Raw genomic sequence first — 14,024 nt, 5'->3', positions numbered from 1 at the left:
TAATGCCAATCCCTAATGATGTTCGGGTGCCGCTGGTGTACATCGAGATCGACAACTCGATGGCGCTCGACAGCGCGCCGGCACAACAACATAAAATCTTGGTCATTGGCCAGCAGTTGGCCAACGGCAGCGCCGCCCCCCTGACGCAGAACCGCATCACCAGCGACAGCACCGCCGATAACCTGTATGGCCGTGGCTCCATGCTGGCGGAGATGCTCAAGACCCTGCGTAAAGGTAACAGTTACACCGAGACCTGGGCTATGGGGATCGGCGACATTGCTGCGGGAAAATCAGCCAGTAGCGAACTGGTCGTAACGGGGTCAGCAACGGCTGCCGGTACGCTGGCCCTGTTGGTGTGTGGCGTCACCGTTCAGGTTGGCGTCAACGCAGCGGCGACTGCTGCCACCGTAGCCACCGCCATTGTTGCTGCTGTCAACGCTGTGGCCACCTTGCCGGTCACGGCTGCGGTGAAAGAAGATGAGACCGGCACTGTGGTGTTAACCGCGAAAGGGACAGGCCTGACCACCAATGACCTGGATGTGCGCGTCAACTACTATGTCGGTGAACAGACCCCGGCCGGGCTGGGTGTAGCAATCTCAGCATTCACGGGCGGTACCGGTACCCCGGATATGGCGGCGATCATTGCCTCCCTGGGCGATGAATGGTTCAACCATATTGTGTGTCCGTTCAACGATGTAGCCAGCCTGAACACCTTGCGTGACGAGCTGCTAAACCGTTGGGGGCCGATGCGTATGGTCGAGGCGATTGCCTACACTGCCGTGCGCGGCACTCATGCGCAGACCGGCACATGGGGTAATACCCGCAATGACTTCCTGATCACCTCGCTTGGCACCAACCTGGCACCGCAACCGGCTTACCTGTGGGCGGCGGCCTATGCGGGTATTGCGGCGTATCATCTGGCGATTGACCCGGCGCGGCCACTCCAGACCCTGGCACTGCCTGGCATCCTGCCACCCGCCAAAGAGGTGCGCTGGGATATGGTTGAGCGCAACCTCCATCTGTTTGATGGTGTGGCCACCCATTACGTCAATGCCGGTGGCAGCGTCTGCATTGAGCGGGAGATCACCACCTATCGGGTAAACAGTTTTGGGGATGCGGATACCTCTTACCTGGATATCACGTCACCGGCGACGTTGGGCCACATCCGCTACGTCATCAAGAACCGGTTCACCAACCGTTACCCACGCCACAAGCTGGCTGACGATGATGCGTTGGACACGCTGGAGCCGGGTCAACCTGTCATGACACCAAAGCTTTGCACCCAGGAGCTGTTGGATATCTTCATCACCGAGCTGGAGCCTGCCGGACTGGTGGAAGATTTTGACGACTACAAAGCCACGCTTTCTGTGACCCGTGACACCAGTGACCGCAACCGGCTGAACTTCATCATTCACCCGAACATTATCAACCAGCTCCGCGTTCTGGCGGGTCTGATCCAGTTCAAGCTCTAAGGGGGCAACATGATTTTAGGCTCAGCAGCCATTCGCGTGAATGGCCGGGAAATCAAGACCAAGGGAACCTCAACGCTAAACCCTGGTGGGTATGCCCGCACGATGCACAGCGGTGGCGGCAAGAACTGGGGCTATTCGCGCAAGATTACCAACCCGTCGATCCAGATGACCATCGCGGCCGCAGAGGATATGGACGTGATTGAAATCGGCAACATGGAGAACGTTACCGTGATGTTCGAAGGTGACAACGGTCTGAGCTACATGATGACCGGCGCGGCCGCAGAGAACCCGGCCACGCTGGCGGAAGACAACGGCCAAATTGAGGTGACGTTCATCGGCACCAAGTGCGTGAAGGTATAACCATGGCCAAGATGACAGTGACATTGATCTACGGCCTGGTCACCGGCAAAGGCTCACCGGATGAAACCACCCATATGGACGTGGAGCTGCGCGAGTTGACCACCCAGGATGTGGTGGAATCTCAGTTGGCCTCTGAACGGATAGTTCTGGCTGATAACGGCAAGGCTGTAGCCTACTGCTCCGAGGTCATGATGGGGCTGGAGATGCTACGCCGCCAAATTGCCGCGATCGGTAGTATTCCAGGCCCGCTGAGTCTGAAGCAGATTTACCAGCTTCACCCCGAAGATCTGAAGCTGCTAACCAAACGGGCGGATGATATTGACGGTCTACTGACAGAGGTTAGCCAGCGGGGGCGAACTGATGCCGCTGGCGACGGCGCTCAGTAACTTACTCGTCAACCTTTCCGCGCGGTTCAGCGTGTCTTACCTGGAACAGTTGCCATTGCGGCAACTGTTCCGCATCACAGCTCAGTTGAGGAAGCAGCATGGCAAAGCGCCTTGATACCGAAATCATCATCAACCTGGCGGGTAACCTGACGGCTAAGGCCCGCCAGTACGGTGCCAACATGTCAGAGTTCGCCCAGCGCAATCAGCGCGCCATGTCTGTCGTCAAAGCCACGAGCGAGGCTGCTGGTCGTGGGCTTGATCAGTTGGGTAACCGCTATACAGCGGCTATTGCCGGGTTTGCTGGGGGGGCCATGCTGCGCGAGTTTACTCAGGTTGATCGCCGTATGACGATGATGGGGATTGCCGCAGAGAAAACCCGCGTAGAAATGGCCGCCATGCTGAGCGGCATGCAAGACTCCTCTATCAAATTCAAGGTCGATGACAGTGAGGTTGTTAGCGCAGTAGAGAAAGTGGCCACGGTTACTGGTGAAATTGATTTTGGTTATAAAAATCGCGACATAATGGCTGCATCTATCGCTGCATCTGGTGGCTCGGGTGAGTCCATTGGCGCATTGTTTTCGCAATTTACTAAGTTCCAGTTACAAACGCAGCAACAGACCTTACAGGCGATGGATACGCTGAATAAGCTGGGTAAGGAAGGTGCATTCGAGCTAAAAGATATTGCTGAAAAAGGGGTTAGAGCCTTCTCGATGTACTCGGCAGCAGGTGGTCGTGGAGTTTCTGGGGTAAAAGATGTTGGCGTAGTGCTGGAGTCAGCCATTGATGCGACTGGAGACCGCGACACGGCAGCAACAGCGACTGAAAACCTCATTCGTGACCTGCAAAAACCAAATACAGTCAAAGAGCTAAAAAGAAATGGCATAAATGTATTTGGTAAGGATGGGTTGATGCGCGAGCTACCCGTTCTACTCGCCGAGTTGGCAAGAAAGTCAGGCAGTAAAGGTGCTGCGGCTCAGAATGCCCGCTTGCTGGGCGCAGGGTTTAACCAAGACAGTATCCTACTTATCAGCAGTGTCACATCGGGTAAAGGCGCAGAGAACCTCAAGCGATATCAAGCTGTGGTCGGAGATGGCACCGGCATCATGAATGATGCGGCTTATGCGGCCAAAGATTTCACCTCAGCAATGCAAAGCCTCAATAACGTCTGGAACAAGTTCTCCACTAACCAACTGGCTAAGCCGGTGCAAGAGCTGGCTGACGCGCTTAACTCTGTTGACCAGGACACCGTCCAAAATTGGTTAGAGATTGGCAAAAACGTGGCCATCGCCACGGGGGGGCTGTTGGTGGCTCGCAAGGCATTCCAGATTGGTAAAGGCACCTATGACTTTTTGCGTCCCGGAAAGAAAGGTATCCCGTCCGGTATCGCCGATGTGTTTGGTTCCGGGGTTATGCCGGTGTATGTCACTAACATGCCTGGTGGCGGTATGGGTGGAAGTGATCTCCCTGGTCTTCCTGACGGTAAGGAAAAGCCCAAAAGCAATACGGGTGGATTAGTCGGAATGGCCGTAAACACCGCAACTGAAATCGCGTCATTAGTCCCATTCCCCAAAAACGACGAGGAGCGAGCGGCGCTACTAAAGCGAGCCAAGGAAAATGCCGACCGTTCAACCATGTGGGACGATGTTAAAAACTGGTTTACGTCAGCCCCGACCTATCAAGACCCGTCCCCCTGGGCGTCGTTACAGCCTCAGAACCAAATGGGCAGTTACCCGATGGTACCGCCTCAGCTCCAGGGCAAGATTGAGGTGTCCGTTAAGGATGACCGGGTACAGGTGACCAGCGTCAAAATCAATACACCGGGCGTGACGATGAGCGCACAAACCGGCATCAGTAATGTGGAGCAGGATTAATGGCCGCAATCAAGTGGGAAGAACTGCGCGATGCCTCTTTTCGCGGCGTTCCCTTCTATTTCGTTGATGTGGAAGGCACTGGTGGCCGTCGCGCGATCCCCCATGCCTACCCCAAAAAGGAAGTGGGTTGGACGGAAGACCACGGGGCCGTTCTGACCCAGCAACAGATTAACGGCATCCTGCTGGGGAACGATTATCAGGCACAGTTCAATCGCCTGCTGGCGGCACTGAACACACCGGGGCCGGGTGAACTGGTACACCCCTGGTTTGGGGTGCAGCAGGTTCAGGCGGGGAAAGTCACCCACAAGCTCAGCACTGAAGAAGGCGGCATTGCCTATGTCTCCTTCGAGGTATTCGAGGCAGGTGAGCAGCTTTTCCCGACCCAGCAGGAAGACACCACAGCCACCACGCTCAGCGCAGCCGATAGCGTCAAAGCGGCGCTGGCCAACGGCGACTACTTTGCCGCGCTGGACGGCGTTGGCAACATGGTGGACACCTTGCTGGATGACCTGCAGGGCTTTGTCATCAACCTGCCGACGTTGCCGAATGCGTTGAATGAGTGGATGGACAGGCTCAACCGCTTCAAAGACCTGGCAGGTATCATTGTGGCCTCACCTGGCGAGTTGGTCCGGGATGTGACCAACCTCATCAGCGATGTGAAAGACCTGGTGACTGAAGCTCCCTGGGCGCTTCAGGTCTATGACCAATTGCAGGATAAATGGGACGGTGAACGCGCGGCCCAGGCAGCGACCAAATCCCTGGCTGATAATATCGCGGTCAATGTGGATACCGGCTTTGCCAGCAGCGTCACGCGTTCTTCCACTATCGAGGTCTCTGATGCCATGCAGACCAATATCGATGACTTCCGCCAACTGGTGATCGTCGCCTCCCTGGTGGCTAAAGCGGAGACGGTGGCCACCGCAACCTTCGAAACCAGCCAGGAAGCCCAGAGCACCGGCGATGAGTTGGCCGAACGTTTGGGCGAACAGGCCATTGATGCCGTGGAGTCCGGCCAGCGAGACCTGTGGCGCTCGCTGCGGGATCTGCGCTTTGCCGTGGTCAATGACGTGCGTATTCGCAGCGTCCAGTTGCCGGAGCTGCGCCGCGTGTCACCCCGGCAGACCACGCCGGTGATGTTGCTGGCCTGGCGTGAAACTGGTGATGCCGAACAGCGTGATGAGCTGGTGACTCGTAACCGTCTCCGCTATCCGGCGTTTATCCTGCCGGTTCAGGTGATTGAGGTGGTCGGTGATGAGTGAAGAATTAACCCTGAATGTTGACGGGAAAATCTGGGGTGGCTGGACGGATATGACCATCAACCGTTCTCTGGAGAGCGTAGCTGGTGAGTTTGATCTCACCATCACCGCGCGATGGTCTGCCGCCGCACCACGCGCTATCAAGCCGGGTATGGCCTGTGTGGTCAACATCGGCAGTGATCGCGTGCTGACCGGATACATTGATGATTTCATTCCCAGCTATGACGCTGAGAACGTGGCAATACGTGTGTTGGGCCGTGACAAGACCGGCGACCTGGTCGACAGCTCCGTGGTGGATAAATCCGGCCAGTGGCGCGGCCAGAAGCTGGAGACCCTCGCCGCTACCCTCTGCAAGCCCTACGGTATCGAGGTCATCAACGAGACCGACACCGGCGAGGCCTTTAGCGGTATCACACTGGAGCAAGGCGAAACCGTGTTTGAGCTGCTGGACAGACTGGCCAAACAGCGTGGTGTGTTGGTTACTTCCGACGCCTGGGGGCGACTGGTTATTACTCGTGCCTCAACCCAACGCGCCGGTGTGGCGCTGGTGCTGGGCGATAATATCCTGGCGGCGCGTGGCCGCTTCAGTTGGCAGGGCCGCGCCAGCCAGTACATTGTCAAAGGCTCGGCTGCTGCTGGCGGTACCACCTGGGATGACCAGCCGACGAAAGTGATCGGCGGCCGCCAGGTGGTGGTGACCGACAGTGAGATCACCCGCTACCGTCCGAAAATCCTGGTCAACGAGGATAATCTGACGGTGGGTGGTGCCAGTGCACGCGGCGAATGGTACAAGGCCCGGATGCAAGGCGAAGCCAACACCACCGAGATCACCGTTTCTGGCTGGCGGGAGAACGGCGAGACCGGCCCCTTATGGCAGCTCAATCGCCTGGTGGTTGTGAAGGATGCCATACAGCAACTGGATGTGACCTGGCTGATTAAAACCGTGTCATTCATGGAGGGGGATTCCGGCCGCGTCACCATACTGTCGTTGGTACCACCGGAGTCTATGGATATCCCGGCAGAAAAAGCCAAGGGCAAGAAAGGCAAGAAAAAGGCAACTGTGGGGGCAACATGGGACTGAAAGAAGGCAATGTCGCGCGCTCTATCGGTGCCATCGGCCGCCGCCTGCGCCTGATGGTTGACCGTGCCGTGGTACGTATCGTGACCGACAGCCTGGGACGGCAGAACCTTCAGGTGCAAAGCCTGGCAGATGAGACCAACGACGACGTGGAACGCTTCCAGAACTATGGCATGTCATCGGTGCCGCCAGTGGGGTCTGAGGCCATTGTAGTCGCGGTGGGTGGTCGCCGTTCCGGCCTAGTGGCCATCGCCGTCGAGGACAAGAAATCCCGACCCAAAGGGCTAGACCCCGGCGACGTTTGCCTGTATCACAGTGAGGGCCACACCATCACCCTCAAGAAAGACGGTGTAATAGAAATAAGGGGGAAGACGGTTAATCTGGTCGCTGAAGAGTCCTGTGACATTGTGAGTAAACTCATTAATGTCACCGGTAAAGTCATCTTCAGTGAAGATATAACGGTTGGGGAGAAAAGTTTCCTTGACCATATTCATAGGGATGGCGACGGTGCTAATACAACGAAACCGTTATGACCATCAAAGTAAATTGGCATTTGCCCGCCTGTGGCGATATTGAGATAGAACACAATGGCCTTTCGCTTGACGAGGGCCTTGTTTCTTTAGTGCTGATTTGCTTATTCACCGATGTCCGCGCAGACATTAGCGACGAGCTACCCGACGGTACCGATGACCGTCGCGGCTGGCCCGGCGACTCTTTCAGTGATTTCCCCTGGGGTTCCAAACTCTGGTTAATTGACCGCGAAAAGCTCACTGAAGAAATTCGGCTACGTGCGGAAAATTACGCCACCCTATCATTGCAACCTTTATTACGTTACGGCTACGCCCGTAGCGCTCAGGTTATTGCCACCATACCCCGTATAAATTGGCTGGCGCTCAGTATTGTACTGACCCGCCCCGATAAAACCGCACTCACCGTAGAAATAAAGAAACGCTGGGAGGCGATGGAAAATGCCCTTTAATGTACCGACAACACGCCAGATTATTCGCACCGGCATTCAGGACTTGGAAGTTGAATTAAATCAACAGGTACCGATTGTCGGTGTAGAGCGGGCGTTAAATATCGCCTTTAGTGGCGCTCTCCGCGATGTCTACGATTATCAGACCTGGATAGTGAATCAAATCATCCCGTCTGATAAATCCGATGACGACACCATTATTGATACCGCCCGCAACGAGGGCGTTATTCGTAAAGCGGCGCAGTACGCGGCTGGCCCGGTGATATTCACCGGGAACAATACGTTGCCGCTGGACACAGAAATGCAGACGCAGGACGGCATCCGCTGCCACGTCATCGCCACAGAGTCCCCTTCCGCTGGCAAGGTGCGCGTCACCGTCCAGGCGGATGAGGTCGGCACACGTGGCAACCTGAAGAGTGGCGACGTGCTCACGTTGATTTCCCCGGTGCCGGGTGTCAACAGCGACGGTGTGGTTGCAGCCGAAGGCGTATCCGGTGGCGCTGATATCGAGACCATCAGTGAACTACTGGCCCGTCTGTTGTATCGCAAGCGCAATCCGCCCGTCGGTGGTGCGCTGCATGATTTCGTCATCTGGGCGACGGAAACAGCGGGCGTGAGCCGCGCCTGGGCGTTCGATGGTTGGCACGGCATCGGTACCGTGGGGCTGGCCTGGGTCTATGACCAACGGGGTGACATTATCCCGACAGAGACCGACAGAACGGTGATGCAAGCCTATCTGTTTCGCCATCAAGACCCGGCCACCGGTACCTGGGTGGGGAAGCCTGGCGGTGTCGAGGTATGGGCCATTCCGCTGACCATAAAGCCGCTGGACATGACGGTGCGCCTGGTGCCGGACACAGCAGCCACGCGCCGCGCCGTGATGCTCAGCCTGAACGCCTTGTTCCGCTCGCTGTCACCGGGTGAAACGCTGCTGCTGTCATCCATCCGCACGGCTATTGGTGCAGCGACCGGTGTGTCGGACTATGACCTGAATCTGACCACTAACCAGCCCAGCCAAAACTACGAGCTGAACACCCTGGGGGCCGTCACATGGCGCATAGTCTAGATGAATGGCACGACGTGCTTCAGCAACTCATGCCGCGAGGTAAAGCCTGGCCACGCGACCAGACCGCCGCGTTAACGTCCCTTCTCAGGGGCTTTAGCGGGCGTTTAAACACGGTGGAAACGAACGCTGACCTGTTAATTAAAGAGATGCGCCCGGAGACCACCGAACTGTTGCTGGAAGAATGGGAGGACTATCTGGGCTTGCCGGATTGTAATGCCATTCCCGATGGCTTTGAGCGCCGCCGCGACGCCGTGGTGGAAAAATACCACCGTAAAGCTGGCCTGGCCTCCTGGCAAATTGAGCAGGCCGTAAAAGATGCGCTGGGATTTACCGTCCAGGTCACGGAAATATTACCGCACCATGTGATGCGCAATATTATGTACCCGATTCATTCCCATAAATACCGTTTCATTATGCAGGTGACCGTCACCGATATGCCGATGATCCGGTTTAAAAGTATCAGTAATGTCCTGACGCCATTAATCAATTATCAGGCACAAATCCTGGAATGTTTTCTGCGCCGCTACCGCCTAGCGGGTCACGATTATGATTTTTTATACGAGGTGTAATTATGTATCACTTGGATAACGCATCCAGCGTGCCTGATATGCCGCCAGTTAAATCGGTGCTCTTTACCGGCCGCCGATTTTTTACCGAAGGTGGTGACGGTGTACAACCAAGTTATCCAGGCGCGGACTGGTTCAATATTATTCAGATGGAAATGCTGAATGTCCTGGCACTGGCCAATATTACCCCGGACAAATCGCAATTCGACCAGTTCGCCAGGGCCATTCGCACTTTCTCATCTGACTACATGCTACCACCAGGAATTCCGTTGGCCTGGCCTGGTGCCGCCGCTCCCAACGGCTTTGCGTTGATGTTGGGGCAGAGCTTTAACATGGCGGCTTACCCGCGCCTGGCACAAGCCTATCCAGGCGGCATTATCCCAGACATGCGCGGGCTATCGATAAAATTCTTGCCTGCCTCTGGGCGTTCTCTTCTGTCGTACGAGGCCGATGGCATTAAATCACATGGGCACGGCATCACCATCAACAGCACTGACCTGGGCACCAAGCAGACCAGCGACGATAACGAACACTTCCATCAGGGCGGCGTTGCAGCCCCTGGCACAGTCTGGGGCGATTTTTATACCGGCACGGATAACACAGGCAACTACACCAAAAACAATACCAGTACAGCCCCGGCGCACCATCACACCGTCTACATCGGGCCGCACGCGCATACCGCCTGGATTGCCACCACCGGCAATGCGGAAAATACCGTCAAAAACATCGCCTTTAACGCCATCGTGAGGTTAGCGTAATGTCATTTTCATTTTCTTCATCACCCCAGGCCTTGTGGATTTATCAATATGATGCCGACGGCGCTTATATGGGGTCCGTATTTATGCATATTCCGGCCAATATGGGATTACCCGCCAGCACCACATCCATTCCCTGCGAACCCAATAAGGGGGAGACCGGCGTATTTAATGGCGAGTCCTGGCATTACGTTAATGATATTCGCGGGACGCAATACTGGAATGAGCGCGGCCAGGGGTTTGTTATTTCCAGCCTGCAAGAGTCATTGCCAGAGTGGGCTATTACCCTTGAGCCACCCGCAGCGGCAATAGACTGCGTTTTATTGTTCAACCATGGCCAATGGCAGCAGGTTGAAGATAAAACCGGCCAGGCGTTCTACGAGAGCAATGGCAATAAGCACATCGTGCCTGATGCCTACTATACCATGCCGGAGGGGTGCACCTTTGTTGCCCCGCCAGATGCCAAACCGACGTTCGTGGTGCAGTGGAACGGCACCGAATGGGTTTACGTCAAAGACCTGCGTGGGCAGCTCGCTTACCGCACCGACACCAAAGAGCCGATGTCCATCACTGAGGTAGGGCCGCTGTCAGAAGGCTATACGTTGTTAGCTCCCGGCCGCTTTGAGCAATGGGATGGCAAGCGCTGGGTGAAAGATGATTTCGCCGAACGATGCTATTACGCCGATCAGACCGAACGGCAGAAAGCCAAGCTACTGGCTACCGCCACCGAGCAAATCGCAGTGCTGACCTATGCCATCGAGAAAGGCATGGCCACTGACAGCGAAAAATCCAAGCTGACACAGTGGGAAGAATACCGCCTGAAGCTGAACCGCGTGGCTACCGCGAGCACCGACATCACCTGGCCAGAGAAGCCGTAAGGGAGGCGTAATGTTTCATTTAGACAACACCAGTGGCGTGCCTGACATGCCGGAACCCAAAGAGCCAATGAGCAATACCCCGCGTTGGTTCGGCGAAAGTATCCAGCAAGGCGGTATCAGTTGGCCGGGTGCTGACTGGTTCAACATCGTTCAGGCCGAAATGTTATCCATATTGGGTATGGCTAATATTAACCCTGAGAAATCATCCTTTAATCAGATGGCGTCAGCCATTCAAAAAGTCACGGATGACTCTGTTACCCTCCCTCAGGGGGGCAGAGTACAGTCTGCCATTCTCTACATCACCCCTCAGATGTTTGGGGCTAAAGGAGACTACAACCCACTAACAGATACCGGTCACAATGATACTGCGGCCTTTAAAATGGCTATTTACGTTGCTAATCAACTTGGTGGCCGTTGTGTACATGTCCCTGGCGGCTTTAAATACCTTGTTGATGAAGACCTTAACATTGGTGGTGAAAATTACTATGGGAGTGATGGCGTAGCCCTGTTCGGGGAAGGTGTAGACAATACAACGCTTTATTCCCGTATAAAGACGCCCGGTGCTGCTTGCATATCTATTCGCGGTGGGTCTGGTACGAATACCCCACGTGGGGTATTCAATATGACCCTTAGACCCGCACAAGGGTCTAACCGGCAAGGTATCGGCATCGACCTTGAGGGGTGCTGCTTCGCCCAGGTCAATAACGTGAACGTCAGGTTCTTTGACACTAACGTCCAGCTCCACAATAAACACGCCGGGTCATTTACTGAGTTCAATCGCTTCTCTAACATGCGAATTGACCGTGGTAATAAGAATATCTCTTATCTGACGACCAGTGGAGATAACTCATTCCACGGAAATTCCTGGGACAATATCCAAAATCAGATATTGGATTATAACGACGGGTTCTGCGCTGAGTCGCGAAACGGCGGTTATCTTCATATTTACAACAACTATTTTGGTATCAATTTCTTTGGCTCAACCAATGGCAGCCCAGCTTACGCCATTACCATGACCAAGTGCACATGCGACTATAGCTGGTCGAACATGACGTTTGAGGGCGATGTCACCCTGCGATCAACCGATGACAGTTGGTGGCATTGCTGGGGGGTCTTTGCAGGATATAATGGCGTTCTACGTTATGATTGCTCAACGCCCCCGCGGCTTTCAGTTCCTGCCTCCTTTATTTTCGATAATGCGTCTTCGATTTCAAGCCTTGGAAATTTCGCAGATCCAGAATTGAACCAATGTTATCCGCAGATTCTCGATATGAACTGGGCTAACCGGGCATTAAGCGGCTCATATCCCGGTATCATTCGAGTCAGGAGCGCCTCAAGCGGGGCCAATTCACTGGGGTTCGTTAATGGAGAAGGTGACACGGCTGGTTTCCGGTTTGGCTCGGTACCGGAAGGCGGACGCCTGCAAAATTTCATTACAAAGTGGACGCTTAACACGCTGGGGACCGTTTTATCTGGACACAATCCTTTTGGTTCCCTCTACTTCAATGCCAAAAATACTGCTGATGGTTCGCTGGGGCGTATATTTTTCAACACAACGACACTCAGCCCAGGCACTGACAACACTATGTCGAGTGGTAACCCTGGGCAGCGATGGTCTCAGGTGTATGCAGCCAACGGCTCAATCAGTTTGTCAGATGCGACGAGAAAAACTGACCCTCGAAATGTCACCGATCAAGAGAACGCGGCGTTCTATGAGGTTGCCCAGCTACCCTGGGTATGGCAATGGTTGGCCAGATATGCTGTAGAAGGCGATGATGCCCGATTGCACTCCGGCCCGACAGTTCAAGCAGCCATTGAAGTTATGGGCAAGCATGGGTTGAACTGGACGGATTACGCCTGTTACTGCTACGACTCATGGCAAGAGCAAGAAGAGATTATTAGAGAGTGGGAGGCTAAGCCTGCTGTTTATCGAACGATTCGCGCCCGGCCAGCAGTGATAGAGAATGGTGTTGTTCTCGAACCTGAAGTGCCTGAACGCGAAATCCTTGTTTCTGAGGCTGAGGAGGCAGGCAGTGAAGTCGTTCAGGAATATCAGCCCGCAGGGGGCGAGTATTCCTTCCGTAAGGAAGAGTTGTTGTTCTGGATCACCAGGGCCACTATCGCCAAACAAAAGGAAATTGAGGAGCGCTTGGCGCGACTAGAAGCACACGCATAACCCGACCCTCTTACACACTATCCACGTAGTATGATAAACAAAGGCGATTCTAATTTTATATGAATCGCTTTTTCATTTTTCGCGACGCGCAACAGCCATCTTACCTATACCCAAGCCCAGAATATTACTAAGTTTGGCACATTCGAATCCATTACTTACGATCTTGCAGAAGGGTCTATTGTCAGCCTTGCTGCAGGCGGGATCAGCTTTGGCCTGACGGCTTCTATTTTCTATCTCAATACCGGTGATCGTAAGGCCGCGCTACAAATAGCTGCGATTCAGGCAGGGAAAACCTTTGCCCGTACGCTGACAGTTTATGTGACGGTTCAGCAGTTACACCGCATTGGCGCCGTTCAGGGGTTGCTTAAAAATATTGATTTCGCGGCAGCCAGCCCAACTGTAAGGAATGCGCTTCAGCAGGGAGTCGGAGCCAATAACCTGAACTCTTTGAATAAAATGATGCGTGGTACTCTTGTAACCTCTTTTGCGTTGGTCGCCGTGACCACTGGACCGGATATGATCAAGATGATACGTGGTCATATTTCTGGAGCTCAGTTTATAAAAAATCTGGCTGTAACCTCTTCCAGCGTGGCAGGAGGAGCTATTGGTTCCATTGCTGGCGGAGTAATGCTTAGCCCATTAGGTCCGTTTGGCGCTTTAGCTGGGCGCGCAGCAGGCGGCTTACTAGGTGGGATAATTGCCACAGCTATTTCCAGAAAAATTGCTGGTGCTCTGGTTGAAGACGATCGGGTTAAAGTGCTGACGCTCATTCAGGAGCAAGTAACATGGCTTGTGACAAACCTCATGCTTACAGAGCATGAACTTGCAAACCTTAACGCGAATCTGGCAACTGTGATCGACCAAAAAACGCTGGAGATCATCTTCGCTGCTAAAGAGCAAGGCCGTGCGACAGCCAATATGTTGATCAAGCCGCTGGTAGTCAGTGTGGTTAAGCAAAGGCCGATTCTAACCTATGGCCATGCGCAAATTAGCGAGATAGTTGATCAACTGGAGACGGCAGCGCCGATTTCTGCTGCTGCATGACCGAAATAATATAGGGACAAATTTTTAAGACAATATAGCGGCTCGGCCAGTGTGTAGTGGCTCCAGCCACTACACACTGGCCCCCTTCTTTGATAATCCGTTGATATACGAGGGTGATTACCGCATGTGTGGTAATCACC

Annotated in this window: 13 protein-coding genes and 1 pseudogene; all 14 read left to right on the top strand. The window is 54.4% G+C overall.

All coding sequences use genetic code 11. The features are described 5' to 3' along the window. The first annotated feature begins 2 nt into the window (after window positions 1–2). Entirely contained in the window at window positions 3–1,472 is a 1,470-nt protein-coding gene (locus JOE25_RS09910) for a phage tail sheath subtilisin-like domain-containing protein (RefSeq protein ID WP_209634597.1), read from the top strand. A gap of 9 nt (window positions 1,473–1,481) precedes the next feature. Next, window positions 1,482–1,832: a phage tail tube protein gene (locus JOE25_RS09905; RefSeq protein WP_209634594.1), complete on the top strand. Its 351-nt coding sequence runs from the start codon at window positions 1,482–1,484 to the stop codon at window positions 1,830–1,832. A gap of 2 nt (window positions 1,833–1,834) precedes the next feature. After that, window positions 1,835–2,218: a phage tail assembly protein gene (locus JOE25_RS09900; protein ID WP_209634591.1), complete on the top strand. Its 384-nt coding sequence runs from the start codon at window positions 1,835–1,837 to the stop codon at window positions 2,216–2,218. 98 nt (window positions 2,219–2,316) lie between these two features. Continuing rightward, window positions 2,317–4,089, top strand: coding sequence for a phage tail tape measure protein (locus JOE25_RS09895; protein WP_209634588.1), 1,773 nt, complete (start codon window positions 2,317–2,319; stop codon window positions 4,087–4,089). Then, entirely contained in the window at window positions 4,089–5,348 is a 1,260-nt protein-coding gene (locus tag JOE25_RS09890; RefSeq protein ID WP_209634585.1) for a DNA circularization N-terminal domain-containing protein, read from the top strand. The genes JOE25_RS09895 and JOE25_RS09890 overlap by 1 nt, the downstream gene beginning before the upstream one ends. Further along, window positions 5,341–6,426 carry a phage baseplate assembly protein gene (locus tag JOE25_RS09885; RefSeq protein WP_209634582.1) on the top strand — a complete coding sequence of 362 codons (1,086 nt, stop codon included), beginning with the start codon at window positions 5,341–5,343 and terminating at the stop codon, window positions 6,424–6,426. Before JOE25_RS09890 ends, JOE25_RS09885 begins: the two co-directional genes overlap by 8 nt. After that, window positions 6,417–6,956 (top strand): phage baseplate assembly protein V, encoded by a 540-nt coding sequence (locus JOE25_RS09880; protein WP_209634579.1) that lies wholly within the window; start codon window positions 6,417–6,419, stop codon window positions 6,954–6,956. The genes JOE25_RS09885 and JOE25_RS09880 overlap by 10 nt, the downstream gene beginning before the upstream one ends. After that, window positions 6,953–7,402, top strand: a complete 450-nt coding sequence (locus JOE25_RS09875) for a phage GP46 family protein (RefSeq protein WP_209634576.1) — start codon at window positions 6,953–6,955, stop codon at window positions 7,400–7,402. Before JOE25_RS09880 ends, JOE25_RS09875 begins: the two co-directional genes overlap by 4 nt. Then, on the top strand, window positions 7,392–8,465 hold the full coding sequence (locus JOE25_RS09870; RefSeq protein ID WP_209634573.1) for a baseplate J/gp47 family protein: 1,074 nt from the start codon (window positions 7,392–7,394) through the stop codon (window positions 8,463–8,465). The genes JOE25_RS09875 and JOE25_RS09870 overlap by 11 nt, the downstream gene beginning before the upstream one ends. After that, the gene (locus JOE25_RS09865; RefSeq protein ID WP_209634570.1) at window positions 8,450–9,034 is read left to right on the top strand and encodes a YmfQ family protein; all 585 of its coding nucleotides are present in this window, start codon (window positions 8,450–8,452) and stop codon (window positions 9,032–9,034) included. The genes JOE25_RS09870 and JOE25_RS09865 overlap by 16 nt, the downstream gene beginning before the upstream one ends. 2 nt (window positions 9,035–9,036) lie before the next feature. After that, window positions 9,037–9,789: a phage tail protein gene (locus JOE25_RS09860; protein ID WP_209634566.1), complete on the top strand. Its 753-nt coding sequence runs from the start codon at window positions 9,037–9,039 to the stop codon at window positions 9,787–9,789. Next, a complete protein-coding gene (locus JOE25_RS09855; RefSeq protein WP_209634563.1) occupies window positions 9,789–10,664 on the top strand; it encodes a tail fiber assembly protein in 876 nt (291 codons plus the stop codon). Before JOE25_RS09860 ends, JOE25_RS09855 begins: the two co-directional genes overlap by 1 nt. A 10-nt stretch (window positions 10,665–10,674) precedes the next feature. Further along, window positions 10,675–12,840: a tail fiber domain-containing protein gene (locus JOE25_RS09850; protein ID WP_209634560.1), complete on the top strand. Its 2,166-nt coding sequence runs from the start codon at window positions 10,675–10,677 to the stop codon at window positions 12,838–12,840. Window positions 12,841–12,936: 96 nt separating this feature from the next. Then, a pseudogene (locus JOE25_RS09845) lies at window positions 12,937–13,884 on the top strand (hypothetical protein); the annotation flags it as partial. Between the last annotated feature and the right edge of the window lie 140 nt (window positions 13,885–14,024).

Origin of the sequence: Serratia sp. PL17 (genome assembly GCF_017832355.1) — a bacterium.
GTDB lineage: Bacteria > Pseudomonadota > Gammaproteobacteria > Enterobacterales > Enterobacteriaceae > Serratia.
Note: the sequence above shows the minus strand (reverse complement) of the source record. Positions and strands in the feature narration are given on the sequence as shown.

Bases quoted from the DNA above. Each gene is read 5' to 3' on its own strand.
- JOE25_RS09910 (WP_209634597.1), top strand. From the start codon at position 3: ATGCCAATCCCTAATGATGTTCGGGTGCCGCTGGTGTACATCGAGATC.
- JOE25_RS09905 (WP_209634594.1), top strand. From the start codon at position 1,482: ATGATTTTAGGCTCAGCAGCCATTCGCGTGAATGGCCGGGAAATCAAG.
- JOE25_RS09900 (WP_209634591.1), top strand. From the start codon at position 1,835: ATGGCCAAGATGACAGTGACATTGATCTACGGCCTGGTCACCGGCAAA.
- JOE25_RS09895 (WP_209634588.1), top strand. From the start codon at position 2,317: ATGGCAAAGCGCCTTGATACCGAAATCATCATCAACCTGGCGGGTAAC.
- JOE25_RS09890 (WP_209634585.1), top strand. From the start codon at position 4,089: ATGGCCGCAATCAAGTGGGAAGAACTGCGCGATGCCTCTTTTCGCGGC.
- JOE25_RS09885 (WP_209634582.1), top strand. From the start codon at position 5,341: ATGAGTGAAGAATTAACCCTGAATGTTGACGGGAAAATCTGGGGTGGC.
- JOE25_RS09880 (WP_209634579.1), top strand. From the start codon at position 6,417: ATGGGACTGAAAGAAGGCAATGTCGCGCGCTCTATCGGTGCCATCGGC.
- JOE25_RS09875 (WP_209634576.1), top strand. From the start codon at position 6,953: ATGACCATCAAAGTAAATTGGCATTTGCCCGCCTGTGGCGATATTGAG.
- JOE25_RS09870 (WP_209634573.1), top strand. From the start codon at position 7,392: ATGCCCTTTAATGTACCGACAACACGCCAGATTATTCGCACCGGCATT.
- JOE25_RS09865 (WP_209634570.1), top strand. From the start codon at position 8,450: ATGGCGCATAGTCTAGATGAATGGCACGACGTGCTTCAGCAACTCATG.
- JOE25_RS09860 (WP_209634566.1), top strand. From the start codon at position 9,037: ATGTATCACTTGGATAACGCATCCAGCGTGCCTGATATGCCGCCAGTT.
- JOE25_RS09855 (WP_209634563.1), top strand. From the start codon at position 9,789: ATGTCATTTTCATTTTCTTCATCACCCCAGGCCTTGTGGATTTATCAA.
- JOE25_RS09850 (WP_209634560.1), top strand. From the start codon at position 10,675: ATGTTTCATTTAGACAACACCAGTGGCGTGCCTGACATGCCGGAACCC.